Annotated in this window: 15 protein-coding genes and 1 pseudogene; 11 read left to right on the top strand and 5 right to left on the bottom strand. The window is 48.5% G+C overall.

Annotated features, from left to right (window positions below):
- Positions 1 to 83: 83 nt before the first annotated feature.
- Positions 84 to 650, bottom strand: coding sequence for a peptidylprolyl isomerase A (gene ppiA, locus AAZR23_RS14265; protein ID WP_046891930.1), 567 nt, complete (start codon positions 648 to 650; stop codon positions 84 to 86).
- A 556-nt stretch (positions 651 to 1,206) separates the two neighbouring features.
- Here ppiA and yihA point away from each other — a divergent pair.
- From yihA to def, 4 genes are all read left to right on the top strand, one after another.
- Positions 1,207 to 1,830 (top strand): ribosome biogenesis GTP-binding protein YihA/YsxC, encoded by a 624-nt coding sequence (yihA, locus tag AAZR23_RS14270; protein WP_046891929.1) that lies wholly within the window; start codon positions 1,207 to 1,209, stop codon positions 1,828 to 1,830.
- 170 nt (positions 1,831 to 2,000) lie between these two features.
- On the top strand, positions 2,001 to 2,372 hold the full coding sequence (locus AAZR23_RS14275) for a hypothetical protein (RefSeq protein WP_046891928.1): 372 nt from the start codon (positions 2,001 to 2,003) through the stop codon (positions 2,370 to 2,372).
- A gap of 3 nt (positions 2,373 to 2,375) precedes the next feature.
- Entirely contained in the window at positions 2,376 to 2,603 is a 228-nt protein-coding gene (locus tag AAZR23_RS14280; RefSeq protein ID WP_046891927.1) for a hypothetical protein, read from the top strand.
- A 418-nt stretch (positions 2,604 to 3,021) separates the two neighbouring features.
- Complete coding sequence (gene def, locus AAZR23_RS14285; RefSeq protein ID WP_046891926.1) at positions 3,022 to 3,534, top strand: peptide deformylase; 513 nt, start codon at positions 3,022 to 3,024, stop codon at positions 3,532 to 3,534.
- Positions 3,535 to 3,724: 190 nt separating this feature from the next.
- Here the strand turns inward: def and polA are convergent, their stop codons facing one another.
- The 4 genes from polA to AAZR23_RS14305 form a co-directional block, all read right to left on the bottom strand.
- Positions 3,725 to 6,523, bottom strand: coding sequence for a DNA polymerase I (gene polA / locus AAZR23_RS14290; protein WP_166706855.1), 2,799 nt, complete (start codon positions 6,521 to 6,523; stop codon positions 3,725 to 3,727).
- Between the two features lie 346 nt (positions 6,524 to 6,869).
- The gene (gene dsbA, locus AAZR23_RS14295; RefSeq protein ID WP_046891924.1) at positions 6,870 to 7,493 is read right to left on the bottom strand and encodes a thiol:disulfide interchange protein DsbA; all 624 of its coding nucleotides are present in this window, start codon (positions 7,491 to 7,493) and stop codon (positions 6,870 to 6,872) included.
- A gap of 18 nt (positions 7,494 to 7,511) precedes the next feature.
- Positions 7,512 to 8,507, bottom strand: coding sequence for a serine/threonine protein kinase (locus tag AAZR23_RS14300; RefSeq protein ID WP_434693337.1), 996 nt, complete (start codon positions 8,505 to 8,507; stop codon positions 7,512 to 7,514).
- A complete protein-coding gene (locus tag AAZR23_RS14305) occupies positions 8,507 to 8,776 on the bottom strand; it encodes a YihD family protein (RefSeq protein ID WP_046891954.1) in 270 nt (89 codons plus the stop codon). The genes AAZR23_RS14300 and AAZR23_RS14305 overlap by 1 nt, the downstream gene beginning before the upstream one ends.
- A 290-nt stretch (positions 8,777 to 9,066) precedes the next feature.
- Here AAZR23_RS14305 and mobA point away from each other — a divergent pair.
- From mobA to AAZR23_RS14340, 7 genes and pseudogenes are all read left to right on the top strand, one after another.
- Positions 9,067 to 9,603 (top strand): annotated as a pseudogene (mobA, locus tag AAZR23_RS14310) (molybdenum cofactor guanylyltransferase MobA); the annotation flags it as partial.
- A gap of 36 nt (positions 9,604 to 9,639) precedes the next feature.
- Positions 9,640 to 10,158, top strand: coding sequence for a molybdopterin-guanine dinucleotide biosynthesis protein MobB (gene mobB / locus AAZR23_RS14315; protein ID WP_243846948.1), 519 nt, complete (start codon positions 9,640 to 9,642; stop codon positions 10,156 to 10,158).
- Positions 10,159 to 10,368: 210 nt separating this feature from the next.
- Positions 10,369 to 10,671 (top strand): HdeA/HdeB family chaperone, encoded by a 303-nt coding sequence (locus AAZR23_RS14320; protein ID WP_004240743.1) that lies wholly within the window; start codon positions 10,369 to 10,371, stop codon positions 10,669 to 10,671.
- Positions 10,672 to 10,798: 127 nt separating this feature from the next.
- The gene (gene idi, locus AAZR23_RS14325) at positions 10,799 to 11,320 is read left to right on the top strand and encodes an isopentenyl-diphosphate Delta-isomerase (protein ID WP_046891921.1); all 522 of its coding nucleotides are present in this window, start codon (positions 10,799 to 10,801) and stop codon (positions 11,318 to 11,320) included.
- Complete coding sequence (locus AAZR23_RS14330; protein WP_434693341.1) at positions 11,317 to 11,718, top strand: GNAT family N-acetyltransferase; 402 nt, start codon at positions 11,317 to 11,319, stop codon at positions 11,716 to 11,718. Before idi ends, AAZR23_RS14330 begins: the two co-directional genes overlap by 4 nt.
- A gap of 668 nt (positions 11,719 to 12,386) precedes the next feature.
- Entirely contained in the window at positions 12,387 to 12,974 is a 588-nt protein-coding gene (gene ecpA / locus AAZR23_RS14335) for a common pilus major fimbrillin subunit EcpA (RefSeq protein ID WP_052927236.1), read from the top strand.
- An 80-nt stretch (positions 12,975 to 13,054) separates the two neighbouring features.
- On the top strand, positions 13,055 to 13,732 hold the full coding sequence (locus AAZR23_RS14340; RefSeq protein ID WP_218427212.1) for a hypothetical protein: 678 nt from the start codon (positions 13,055 to 13,057) through the stop codon (positions 13,730 to 13,732).
- The last annotated feature ends 10 nt before the right edge of the window (positions 13,733 to 13,742 follow it).

A 13,742-nucleotide genomic window follows, 5' to 3' on the forward strand; every position in this document is an offset into this window, starting at 1 on the left:
GTCGGATTCAGACTATCAGGGAGTTTGACATGCTTACGGGGAATATCCGGAAATATTCCCCTTAGTCTGCACGAAAATACGGTTTATTTTACGATAGTTGCAGAAATAATTTTGACCGGTGTTGACGGCACATTCTGGTAAGGACCGATATTTTCAGTCTTCACTTTTGAGATTTTATCGACAACATCCATGCCGTTCACGACTTTACCAAACACGGCATAGCCGAAATCACGCTGGCCGTGGTCGAGGAATGCATTATCCGCCACGTTGATAAAGAACTGGCTGGTTGCGCTGTCTTTATCTGCGGTACGCGCCATCGCAATGGTTCCGCGCAGATTACGCAGGCCGTTATCCGCTTCGTTTTTGACAGGCGGACGGGTCTGTTTCTGATTCATATCCGCCGTAAAGCCGCCGCCCTGCACCATAAAGCCCGGGATGACGCGGTGGAATGTTGTATCGTCATAGAACTTATCTGAGACATACTGTTTAAAATTTTCCACAGTTTTCGGCGCTTTTTCATTATCCAGCGCAATTTCGAAATCACCTGCGGTGGTGGTAAATTTAACATGCGTCTGCTCCGCCGCGAACGCCAGCGAAGTTGCACTGAGGGTACAGGCTGCCACAAATGACACTAAAACTCGTTTTAACATTCCCAATTCCTTTCAACGAAATAAACTTACACTAATCTTAACGATTTTAATGGGCAATGGCGTGAAGTGCCACCGATTTACTTTAATTTACTTTCACGGCAGGGATGAAGAATTAATATAAGAATTTTTCACGTATTTGTACTGATGATATTTCGCTCACGGCCCGTAATTAAGCAAAATACGGCGAAATTTTTCATCCTGCTGATACATTTATTGCATTTAACGTGTAAATATAAATATCACACTGATCTTTATGGATAATTTTCATTTACTGATAAAAGACTCAACTTATGCCAAATAAAAAATAACATCCGATCTTATAACCAATAATAAACCGCCCTGATTTTTTATCTTTTTACGCGTAAATATCAGTGTCTTTTCTACCGGAAACACTTTGTTTTCTCCGGATTATATCTGCTGCCGCTCCCCATCCTATTATTGTTGTCACTTTTTTCATTTCTGAAAATAAACAGGCGCAGTAATCTGTCTGCCGCAGTTCTTAAACAACATGCATTAGGCTATAATCATCCCGGTTTCGACCTGAGGAGAACAGATTTTGACCATTAAAACGCACAACTACCAAGTGACCCATTTTGTCATCAGCGCACCGGATATCCGCCATTTACCGGAAGATACGGGGATCGAAGTGGCGTTTGCCGGTCGCTCCAATGCCGGAAAATCCAGTGCACTGAATGCACTGACACAGCAAAAAAGCCTGGCACGGACCAGTAAAACACCGGGACGTACCCAGCTTATCAACCTGTTTGAAGTCACTGACGGCTGCCGTGTGGTTGACCTGCCGGGCTATGGATACGCTGAAGTTCCGGAAGCGATGAAACGGAAATGGCAGGCCGCACTGGGCGAATATCTGCAAAAGCGCAACTGTCTGCGCGGTCTGGTGGTACTGATGGATATCCGTCATCCGCTTAAAGACCTGGATATGCAGATGATTGAGTGGGCAGTGGCAATGCAGGTGCCGGTACTGGCATTACTGACCAAAGCCGACAAACTGGCCAGCGGCGCACGCAAAAAGCAGCTGATGGCGGTTCGCGATGCTCTGGCAGAACTGAGTGACACCGGCGATATTCAGGTGGAATACTTCTCTGCCCTGAAAAAAATCGGCATTGATAAGTTACGTCTGAAACTGGACACCTGGTTCAGCGAAAGCGACGCAGAGTGATCCCCTCCCGAAACAGATGGTTATTACTGACCATCTGTTCTTTTCTGTAATCATCATCCCTTAGCCAAAAGACCGAAAAAAGCCGCTCTGCCGGCGATAATCTGTCCGGCCTCTCTCTTCCCTGCTATACACAATCTGATGATATGTTCACAAACATAAGGATGTGTTTTATGCGGGAAAAAACATTATATATTTTGGCCGACGATTTATACCGTATGGGCAACAGTAGTTCGTCCCGGCTGGCAAATGTCAGAAGGAGCGATATTAATACCAGAGAAATTGGTGAAACGGATTTCATTGTTGCTGATAATAACGGTGTGAGTGTATTTACCAAAGAAGGTCTGGATGAGTGTCCGCTGACCGGGTGGGTGTGGGAGTTAAAAGCAGGTACTATCCTGCCTGCCGGCCTGACTATTGTTAAACGGGGTTCAAAGGGCCATCATATGATTGTGCCGGCGGAAAATATGCCGCTGACAAAATATATCAGCCTGCTGGAAAGTGTGGCCATGTTCTGTGAAAAACAATATATGAAGAGAGCATAACAGATGCGGGTACTCGAACTCAAAATCGACAGAAGCACATTTAACTTACTGTGGAAATCACTCCATGCCAGGGAAGAAGCACTCCTTCGCAGAGTTGAGGAATACGGGGAAGATTCAGATGAAGGCGCTGATGCCCTGAATGATATCATGGCACTCCGCCTTTACCGGAACGAACTCCGGGAAGATGCCGAACCGGTTTTTGATGCGAATGCCTTTCTCACTGACGATTAACCTTTCCCCGCCTTTATTCAGGACAAAAAAATGCTCCGGTCAGAAGTTGTCTGACCGGAGCAGCTAATATTCAGCTAAATCCGATTACGTGAAGTAAAAGGTCTGAAAGATAGAACATCTTACCTCTGTACCCTACACAAATAACTTTACAGCAAATTTACGGACAAAAAAACCTTTTTTGTAATTTTTTTTCAGATTACGCACGATTCAGCTTGTCATAAAACCGTAAAATTCATCTCAAATGTTCTTTAATTACATATTTATGCGATCTGGATCTATAGGCAGTCCGGACCTGTCCGCACAAAATAGCAACAAAACAGCACAAATGATGCCGTTTTAATACCATACTGTTATGATAGTCTGAGCGCATCCGGGAGTACGCCTCCCCATTATTCCGAATTATATTAGTGAGTTAGCTATGGCATTACTGACATTACGGCATTTTCCTGATCCCTGCCTGCGGGAAACGGCCCAACCGGTCACGGTTTTTGATGACGACCTGAAAACATTTGTTACTGATATGACAGAAACCATGTATGCCGAACGGGGCATCGGCCTTGCCGCGCCACAGGTGGGTGTCTGTAAACGTGTGATTATCGTTGATGTCTCTGAAAACCGGGATCAGCCGATGGCGCTGATTAATCCTGAGTTTATTCAGTGTGACGGAGAAATGATGATGATGGACGGTTGCCTGTCCCTGCCGGAGAGTTATACGGAGACACAGCGCTATTCTTCAGTCACGGTCCGCTATCAGGATGTGAACGGTACAGAACACACTCTTGAGGCAGAGGGATTACAGGCAGGTTGCCTCCAGCATGAAATCGACCATCTCAACGGTAAGTTGTTTATCGACCATCTCTCGCCGCTGAAGCGCCAGCGCATTGAGAAAAAAGTGAAAAAAACCCTGAAAATGCGGGAAGAAAACGCATAACAGGCTCCCTGCAATATCTTTACGCTATAGATTTCGCTCTGTAGCAAGACGGCAAAGAAATATATTTACGCTATAGATTTCAGTCTGTGGCAAGGCGGCAAAGGAAGAAATCCGGGGAGCATACATCAGTATGTGACCCGGATTTCTGAGTGCGGCCAACGCAGCCACAGATTGAAAGATGACGCGTAAATTAGTGGGCTTCGTCCCAATTGGCGCCGACTCCCGCTTCCACTTTCAACGGCACATCCAGTTTCATCGCTGCTTCCATCAGCCCGCGGATCTTCTCTGCCATCTCTGCCTGTTGTTCTTTTCTGACTTCAAACACCAGTTCATCGTGCACCTGCATAATCATCAGTGCATCGATATTCTCTTTTTGCAGCCAGTCATCCACGGCGATCATCGCTTTTTTGATGATATCCGCTGCGGTACCCTGCATCGGCGCATTGATGGCCTCACGTTCGGCGGCTTTACGGCGCATACCGTTGCGGGAATTAATTTCCGGCAGCCAGAGACGGCGGCCTTCCAGCGTTTCCACGTATCCTTTTTCTGCCGCATGTTCACGGGTGCGGGCCATATACTCCAGCACGCCCGGATAGCGTTCAAAATAGAGATCCATATAACGCTGTGCTTCACCACGCGGGATGCCCAGCTGACGCGCAAGACCGAATGCGCTCATACCGTAAATCAGGCCGAAGTTAATCGCTTTCGCGCTGCGGCGCTGATCAGACGTCACTTCTTCCAGCGGCACACCAAACACTTCTGCGGCAGTTGCGCGGTGGATATCCTTGCCTTCGGCAAAGGCTTTCAGCAGCCCTTTATCCTGTGACAGATGCGCCATGATACGCAGCTCAATCTGCGAATAGTCCGCCGCCATAATGCAGTAGCCGTCACGGGCGATAAACGCCTGACGGATACGGCGTCCCTCATCCGTCCTGACAGGAATATTCTGCAGATTCGGGTCACGGGAAGACAGGCGGCCGGTTGCCGTCACTGCCTGGTGATAAGAGGTATGCACACGGCGGGTTTTCGGATCCACCATCAGCGGCAGTTTATCAGTATAAGTAGTTTTCAGTTTGGACAGACTGCGGTGCTCCAGGATCACACGCGGTAACTCGTGGTTATCCGCCAGCTCTTCCAGCACTTCCTCATTGGTTGACGGTGCGCCGCCCGGGGTTTTCTTCACCACCGGCAGATTCAGTTTTTCAAACAGAATGGCCTGTAACTGCTTCGGTGAAGAAAGATTGAATTCTTCACCGGCGATGGCAAATGCCTGTTTTTCCAGCTCATCCAGGCGGGCGGTCAGTTGTACTGACTGTGCCGCCAGCACATTGGCGTCGATCAGAACCCCTGTCCGTTCCATACGGGAAAGCACCGGCACCAGCGGCATTTCGATATCCTGATAGACATGCAGCAGGGATTTTTCCGCCTCCAGCTGCGGATAGAGCGCCTGATGCAGCAGCAACGTGATATCCGCATCTTCCGCCGCATAATTGGCGGCTTCTTCCAGCGGGATCTGATTAAACGTCAGCTGCTTTTTGCCTTTCCCGGCGATCTCTTCAAATGTCGTGGTTTTATAATTCAGATGGCGATCGGCCAGGCTGTCCATATCATGACGCCCGGCAACACTGTTGAGCACATAGGATTCCAGCATGGTGTCGAAAGCGATACCGCGCAGCTCCACATCGTAATTTTCCATAATCCCGCGATCAAACTTCAGGTTCTGACCGATTTTACGGATTTTTTCATCTTCCAGAATCGGTTTCATCACCCGCAGCACCTGCTCAGTCAGCAGCTGATCCGGCGCATCCAGGTAATCATGGCCGATCGGCACATAAGCGGCATGACCTGCTTTTGCAGCAAATGACATCCCGACCAGACGCGCAGAAAGGTTATCCAGACTGTCGGTTTCGGTATCAAAGGCAAATTCACCGGCTTCACGCAGGATATCCGCCCAGCGGTTCAGTGCCGCTTCATCGAGGATAGTTTCATAGTTTTCATTGCTGATTTCCGGCACAGCCACCGGTGCTGCCGGAGGTTGTGCTGCGGCGGCGGCACTCACCGCTGCTTTTGATGGCGCACTGCGGGTGCTTTTCTTCGCCAGCCAGCCTCCGTTTTCCAGATCACTTATCCAGCGTTTGAATTCATACTGCGTGAATAATGCATGCAGCTTATCCAAATCCGGTTCTGACAATACAAGAGTATCCCAGGTACGATCGAGCTCCACATCGGTTTTGATGGTCGCCAACGTGTAAGAGAGATACGCCATCTCTTTGTTGGTTTCCATCTTCGGCGCGAGGGTTTTGGCACCACGGAAGCTCAGCCCGGCAATTTTACTCAGATCTGTATAGATATCATCCAGACTGCCCAGCCCCTGTAACAATGCCTGCGCCGTTTTCTCACCGACGCCCGGCACGCCCGGGATGTTATCGGAGGAATCGCCCATCAGCGCCAGATAATCGATAATCAGTGACGGCGGAACACCATACTTGGTTTCCACTTCCTCCGGCCCGAGAATGGTGTTATTCATGGTATTGATCAGCGTGATATCCGGCGTCACCAGCTGTGCCATATCTTTATCACCGGTGCTGATCAGTACCGCACGGCCTTCGGCTGCCGCCTGTTTCGCCAGTGTCCCGATAACATCATCGGCTTCCACACCGGAGACAGATAACAGAGGCATGCCCATCGCGATAACCATGTCATGCAGCGGCGCTATCTGCTCACGCAGGTCATCCGGCATCGGCGGACGATGTGATTTATAGGCTTCGAACAGTTCATCGCGGAACGTTTTACCTTTGGCATCAAATACCACGGCAACATGGCTGGGTTCATACTGCATCACCAGGCTGCGCAGCATATTCAGCACGCCGTACATGGCACCGGTCGGTTGCCCGGCACTGTTGGTCAGCGGGGGGAATGCGTGGTAAGCACGATAGAGGTACGATGAACCATCGACTAAAATCAAGGGGTTGTCTGCAATCTGAGCCATAATTGCCTTCACAGTATTAAATGGAGTCTTGCGGGTAGCATGCCACAGACTGCGGCATCCGACGACTATTATCGGCCGCAGCCGTTAATCTTCCCGCACATCAGAACAGGACGGGTACGCCGGTAAAATAAAAAATAACAAACTGTGGATAACTTTGTGGGTAAATTTATGAACCCTATGTAAATCACTGTCTGCAGCGTGATATGCCTGAATCTCGTTCAAAAAAATCAATAGGTTATAAACGAATAGCGCAAGATAATCTGCCGCTGTAATCACTTGATTAATGTGGATAGTAAAAAAGCAATGGCGTTACCGCCATTGCTTCCGGGAGATACAGATTCTGAGATTAGTTCTGCTTCAGCAGATAATTGACCGTATCAGAGAACGCTTTACCGTATTCATTCACATCTTTGACTTCCAGACCGGCGTTGTTGATCTGGTATTTGCCTTTCACAAAGACGGCCGGAACACCGCGTAATTTGTAATCTGCCGCCGCTTTCTGCTGCTTGGCGATCAGCGATTTCACAAAAATGCTGTTAGCGGCGGAGTCATAATCCTCACCGGTCACACCCGCCTTGATAAAGGCTTCACGGACATCAGCAGGGGTTTTGATTGTGCCGGTTTTCTGAATGCCTTCAAACAGGATCGGCGTGACTTTATCCTCAACGCCCATCGCCATTGCCACAGCCCAGGCTTTGGTCATTTCAGGACCCATCGGGCCACCGAGGAAATCAACATGATAGCGCTCATGTTTCGCGCCTTCCGGCAGGTTTTTGCTGATGGATTCCGGCACTTTGAAGTTTTCTTCAAACTGGTAGCAGTGCGGGCAGTAGAAGGAGAAAAACTCCACCACATCCGGCTGATTTGTTACCGGTGTGCTCAGCTCGTTATACTGCTTTCCGGCCACCGGGTTTGCAAAGACACTGAATGACATCGCAAATCCGATCAGCGCTAACCAAAGTTTCTTCATCTTTATCTCTCCTGAAAATCAATAAGGCAGATAACGTGTCAGCGGAGGCTCCGCCAGCACAGCTATCTGTTCAGTCATCAGTGATTGCTGCTGTGACCAGAAATCACTTTCCGCCATCCATGGAAAAGCTTTAGGAAAAGCGGGATCCTGCCAGCGGCGTGCCACCCAGGATAAAAAATGAACCATGCGCATGGCGCGCAGCGGTTCAATCAGTGCCAGCTCGCGCGTATCAAAGTCACAAAACTCCTGATAGGCATCGAGCAGAATGTCCAGCTGATAACGGCGGGAGTCGGTATCCCCGCTGAGCAGCATCCACAGATCCTGCACTGCCGGGCCGTTGCGGGCGTCATCGAAATCCACCAGCCACGGCTCATCACGCCATAAAATATTACCGGGATGACAATCCCCGTGCAGACGGATGGAATGCCAGTCATCGTGCCAGCGGGCAGATGTCTCGCGGATCAGGGTATCCAGCGTCTGTATAAAATCGCTCCGCCGCGCCTGCGGGATCAGCGGACACTCCGCAAGAATCTCACGCGGTGTCAGCAGATATTCCTGCAATCCGATCGTCGGCCGGTGCTCAAAACAGCGTTCCCGGCTTATCTGGTGCAGCCGTCCGAGCAGACGTCCGGTGCTTTCCAGCTGATCAAGGTTATCCGTTTCATACGCGCGCCCGCCGACCGACGGGAACAGTGCAAACAGATAACCGTCCTGTGACAGCAGCGTATCACCGTCAAACGCCAGCGGAGCCGCAACCGGCAGTCCGGCCTGAGCCAGTGTCAGCGTCAGCTCGTGCTCCTCACGGATTTGAGCCTCATCCCAGCGCGCCGGACGATAAAATTTCACCACATAGCGGGTGCGGTTTTCATCGGTAAACTGATAGACACGGTTTTCATAGCTGTTCAGCTCGGTCAGACCGGAATCTAACCAGATACCGTAACGGCTCAGACTGTCGATCAGGCGATCAGGCCGGAAATCCTGAAAAGTGAAAACCGGCGGAGTCGTCGTCTGCATTACTCTTTGATGATGCCGCGGGCACGTAACAGCGCCGTTTTAAAATCGTCTTCGTAATCTTTTTTCAGACCCGGAATCGCGTCTGTTGCATCAGAGCCGCGCATTTTCAGGTGATAAATAAGAATATCATCGGTCAGATCTGACAGTTCGCCCTCAAACCCGGCTTCATCCGCCAGTTTCTGCAGCATCTGCATCAGGTTCAAATCAGAATGTTGCTGCCAGACCGGCTGCAGGAGTTCGATAACCTCATTAAGGCGATGACATTTCATAATAAATTCCTTATAAGCAAGATCGTAACACATTACCAATTATCCGCCGCTCCGGAAAGAACAGGACTGTCAGGATGCGTAAATATTGGCTGTCTGTAATAACTGCGGCATATTATCCGTGATTATCACAACCATTGCATTGTTATTTGCGGACACAGATATTTGCGGACATAGGTATTCGCGGACATAGATATTTGCGTACATCGATATTCGCGCTCACTATACCGGAATCCTTGTTAAGATAAGTTCAGAATATTTATCAGAGATTGTCAGAGAAACTGAAAATGATGATGCAACTCAGCGGCTGTATTCTTGCCGGCGGCCGGGCCACCCGGATGCAGGGGCAGGACAAAGGCTTGGTATTACTGGGCGGGCAGCCGCTTTATCAGCACAGTGCAAAACGGCTCGCTCCGCAGACAGATGACATTTTTATTAATGCCAACCGCAATGCACGGGATTATCACGCCACCGGCCTGCGGGTAGTGGCGGATACACTGCCGGACTTCCCCGGTCCGCTTGCCGGGATGCTGGCCGGGCTTGAAAATGCCCTGCACGACTGGGTGCTGTTTGTGCCCTGTGATGTGCCGCAGTTCCCGGCGGATCTGGCAGAAAAACTCTGGCAACAGAAAGGCGATGCCCTGTGTGCCTATGCCTGTGATCACCAGCGGGCGCATCCGGCCTTTGCGTTGTGTCACCGTTCGCTGATCACCCCGCTGAAAGAATACCTTACCGGCGGCGATCGCAAACTTCTCTTGTTTATGGATAACATCGGCGCAAAAGCCGTCACATTTGATGCAAATCCCGGCGATTTTATTAATCTCAATACCCTCGCGGAGTGCCGCGAATGGGAAAAACAGCACCGGCTGCCGCATCCGGTTCCGCTGCTGGCTGTCACCGCCTACAGCGGCACCGGTAAAACCACCCTGCTGAAAAAACTGATCCCTCAGCTGCGGGAAAGCGGACTGCGTATTGGCCTGGTTAAACACACTCATCACGATATGGATGTCGATACCCCGGGAAAAGACAGTTATGAGCTGCGAAAGGCGGGAGCTTACCAGACCCTGGTGGTCAGTCAGGAGCGGTTTGCGCTGATGACAGAAACGCCCGGCGGTGCGGAGCCTGACCTGATGCAACTGGCCGCCCGCTTTGATACGCGGGAGCTGGATCTTATCCTGGTGGAAGGGTTTAAAGGTGAATCCGTGCCGAAAATCGCCCTGTTCCGCGATGTGACTGACCGCCCGTATCAGACATTACTGGATGAGTTTGTCATTGCCTTTGCCTCTGATAAGCCACGGCAGGATGTCACGGTGCCGCAATTGGATATCAACAATGTCACTGCCATCCGCGACTTTATTGTCAGCTGGCTGGAAAACAATCCGTAACCGCCACTCATATCGGGACTGACATAAAATCGTGTTACCCGGCCCGATATGAGTTTCATCTGCATGCTCATACTTTTTATCCTGAAAAAACCATTTAATCTTATTATTTGCGTTTTAAAAACGGAGAAATATTGAATATGACGTTATTTGATCTATTCTGAAAACGTATTTGTTGTATTTCCCGAAACAAAAAAATGAGGTTTCTTTATCATGAAAAAGTATTTCGTCACCGCGTGTCTGGTTGCTGCAAGTGCATTTTCCTCAGTAGCTCTCGCTGAACCTGCTGATATTCAGGTTCCGGATAAAATGACCTGTAAAGAATTCGTGAATCTGAACCCGCAAAGCTGGGCGCCGGTTGCCCTGTGGGTGATCAGCAAAGATACACAATACCCGGGCGGTGACTTCGTGGCACTGTCAGAAAAAGGGATTGCGGAAGCACCAAAAATTGTTGAATTCTGTAAGAAATTCCCGGAAGGCACACTCCAGGATTACCTGGCTGCCCGCAATAAATAATCCCCCCGAATAAATAATGAAGCGCCGGAGATATATTCCGGCGTTTTTATGCCACTATTCCGGCAAACTTTCCGCTGCATATTTGCTACAGTATATCTTTCAGCCGCTTTACCGGATAAAAGATATAATGAGTGATGAACTGATTCTGGTCGATGAACATGATAATACCGTCGGGTACGACGAAAAACTCCGTGTTCATCAGCTCGGGTTACTGCACCGTGCATTTTCTGTATTTCTGTTTAACGATGCAGGTGAACTGCTGATCCAGCAGCGTGCGCTCAGCAAATACCATTCCGGCGGATTGTGGGCTAACAGCTGCTGCAGCCATCCCCGGCGCGGGGAATCGCTGGCGCAGGCCACACAGCGTCGTTTGCAGGAAGAGTTAGGTATCGCCTGTCCGTTACAGCCGGCCGGTCATATCATTTACCGCGCGGAAGTCCCGCCGTCACTTATTGAGCACGAGTATGATCACCTGTTCACCGGTCACTATAACGGAACATTTTCCCTGAATCCGCAGGAAGTGGCCGCCGTGCGCTGGATATCCCTCACCGAACTGAAAAAAGAGTTACAGAGCCATCCGCAGCAGTTTGCCGAATGGTTTAAAGTCATCGCCGGAAAATTTCCGCCATTACAGATAGCAATCTCATGACACTGATTACTGAAGAACGCGTACCTTCCGCACAGGAGTACTGTGCGCTGCGTATTAAAGCCGGATTATCGGCAAAATCACTGAAAGCCGCAGAGATCGGGCTGCCTAACAGTTTATATATGGTGACGATCCGTGATGCCGGAACGCTTATCGCCATGGGACGCGTAGCCGGTGACGGTGCCTGCAATTTTGAGGTTGTTGATGTTGCCGTTGACCCGGCGTATCAGGGAGCAGGACTCGGCCGTCAGATAATGGCATGTATCGACAGATACCTGGCATCTGCCACACTGGAAGGCTCCTATGTCTCGATGATCGCCGATAAACCCGGTTTCTATGAAAAACTCGGCTGGAAATCTGTCGGCCCGGCATCAGAGGGGATGTCGAAGAAGTTCAGGTGATATAGCCGGAGATCAAAATATCCGTTATTCTCAGGTGATTATCTCCGCTCTCAGGTGTTGTAATAACAAATAATAAAATTCCGGAATGCGAATAAACGTTTTACAGCACCTGAAATAGCAGCACGTTTCTGAATCTGTTAATCATAAATTGATGTGACTACCTGCGAAAAACATAACCTGATACGCATCATTACAGAAAAATTAATATATTAATTTAATGCCAATTACTTAACCGGTTGTTTTATATAAAGCGTTCTGTATACTACCGGCGGATGACAGAAGATGAAACATATCAGCTCCCGTTATCTTCTGAATATTTCCGCGGTGTTAACACACCATCAAAGATGTATAAACCTTTCATTTACACTCACATATATCAGTAATATCAAAAACCAAAACAATCATACCATGTTCATCTGACCGATACTTAATCGCGTATTCGCTATAGTGGTTTTATTTCTGTTTACTTATAATAAATATACGTAGATACTTTTAACTAGAATATATTCAGATGTTATTCCATCTGCGTCTGGTTATTTTTTAAAAATCATATTTTACAGGTTAATTAACCAAACCCATCTGAATCTATATCAGTACATTAGTCATTATTTGTTTTATATCCGTTAATAATGGCTAATCAGTTTTATACATTACTTTCGGAATATATTATGAAAAAGCATTTAATCGTTGCTGCTTTAATCGCGTCCTTTTCAGGAATCAGTGCAGTGCAGGCAGCGGATGTTACAGCTCAGGCAGTAGCAACCTGGTCTGCAACCGCCAAAAAAGATACCACCAGTAAACTGGTTGTCACACCGTTAGGCAGCCTGTCATTTCAGTATGCTGAAGGTGTGAAAGGTTTTAACACCCAGAAAGGTTTATTTGATGTTGCTATTGAAGGTGATACTACCGCAACCGCATTTAAACTGACTTCCCGTCTGGTCAGCAATACATTAACTCAGTTAGATAACTCAGGCTCCACGCTGACTGTCGGCGTCGATTACAACGGCGAAGCGATTGAGAAAGCGCAGGATACAACCCTGATTGATACCAAGACAAGTAAACTGGGCGGCAATCTGAGCGCACTGTCCCAGGGCTATAAAACGACCGGCCGTACTACCGCACAGGATGCATTCACATTCTCCATCATCGGCGGCACAACTGACGGAACAACTCCGGCAACTGACTATTCCACATTACCGGAAGGTATCTGGAGTGGTGATGTCAGTGTTCAGTTTGATGCAACCTGGACCAGCTGATATCCCGCTGACAGCCTCGTTATCTTTTTAAGGGCAGATAACTGCCCTTCTATATATTCATATTATGCCACGGAGTTATTATGAAAAAGTATCTGGCTGCCTTCAGTTTGCTGGCAGGCATAATATCACCATCCTACGCTATTGATGTCGGCGATATTTCAACCTTTATTTACAGTGATAAAGACAGTGTCAGTAAAGAAATTAAAAATACAACTGACAGTGGCCGACTGATTAATATTTCTGTTGAAAGAATCTCATCACCACTGGAAGACGGGCGGATTATCCCGAAAGAAAGTAATGATGAATTATTATTATCTCCGGCAAGTTTATTATTACCGGCTGACTCAAAAGAAAATATTCGTTTTTTCTACCATGGTCCGAAAGATAACACTGAGCGTTATTATCGTATTGTCTGGTTTGATCAGGCGCTGAGTGATGCACAGAGCAATAATAATAACCGCAGTGCAATTGCCACCGCTTCTGCACGCGTCAGTACAATTCTGGTGGTTTCTCCGCGGAATATAAATTACGGCTACCGTTATGATAACGGCAAACTGACCAATACCGGGAATGGTACGCTGCGCGTGATTGCCTATGGCCCGTGCCTGAAACCATCAAAAGACAATCCGGGAAACGAGTGTAAAGAAAATTATTATTTAATGCCGGGTCGTGACCGGACATTTTCTGCTGTTGATGTGACCGATAAAAAAGGCCGCGTTGCATTATGGCAGGCTGAGCAATTTATTTCCGTTAAATAAACTTCCGTTT

The organism is Morganella sp. Je.2.23 (genome assembly GCF_051129855.1).
GTDB lineage: Bacteria > Pseudomonadota > Gammaproteobacteria > Enterobacterales > Enterobacteriaceae > Morganella > Morganella sibonii.

What these genes read in the sequence shown, in the direction of transcription:
- AAZR23_RS14340 (WP_218427212.1), top strand. Translation starts at nt 13,055, where the DNA reads ATGAAAAAGTATCTGGCTGCCTTCAGTTTGCTGGCAGGCATAATATCA.
- idi (WP_046891921.1), top strand. Translation starts at nt 10,799, where the DNA reads ATGAGTGATGAACTGATTCTGGTCGATGAACATGATAATACCGTCGGG.
- AAZR23_RS14280 (WP_046891927.1), top strand. Translation starts at nt 2,376, where the DNA reads ATGCGGGTACTCGAACTCAAAATCGACAGAAGCACATTTAACTTACTG.
- AAZR23_RS14305 (WP_046891954.1), bottom strand. Translation starts at nt 8,776, where the DNA reads ATGAAATGTCATCGCCTTAATGAGGTTATCGAACTCCTGCAGCCGGTC.
- dsbA (WP_046891924.1), bottom strand. Translation starts at nt 7,493, where the DNA reads ATGAAGAAACTTTGGTTAGCGCTGATCGGATTTGCGATGTCATTCAGT.
- AAZR23_RS14300 (WP_434693337.1), bottom strand. Translation starts at nt 8,507, where the DNA reads ATGCAGACGACGACTCCGCCGGTTTTCACTTTTCAGGATTTCCGGCCT.
- AAZR23_RS14320 (WP_004240743.1), top strand. Translation starts at nt 10,369, where the DNA reads ATGAAAAAGTATTTCGTCACCGCGTGTCTGGTTGCTGCAAGTGCATTT.
- AAZR23_RS14330 (WP_434693341.1), top strand. Translation starts at nt 11,317, where the DNA reads ATGACACTGATTACTGAAGAACGCGTACCTTCCGCACAGGAGTACTGT.
- polA (WP_166706855.1), bottom strand. Translation starts at nt 6,523, where the DNA reads ATGGCTCAGATTGCAGACAACCCCTTGATTTTAGTCGATGGTTCATCG.
- def (WP_046891926.1), top strand. Translation starts at nt 3,022, where the DNA reads ATGGCATTACTGACATTACGGCATTTTCCTGATCCCTGCCTGCGGGAA.
- AAZR23_RS14275 (WP_046891928.1), top strand. Translation starts at nt 2,001, where the DNA reads ATGCGGGAAAAAACATTATATATTTTGGCCGACGATTTATACCGTATG.
- ppiA (WP_046891930.1), bottom strand. Translation starts at nt 650, where the DNA reads ATGTTAAAACGAGTTTTAGTGTCATTTGTGGCAGCCTGTACCCTCAGT.
- ecpA (WP_052927236.1), top strand. Translation starts at nt 12,387, where the DNA reads ATGAAAAAGCATTTAATCGTTGCTGCTTTAATCGCGTCCTTTTCAGGA.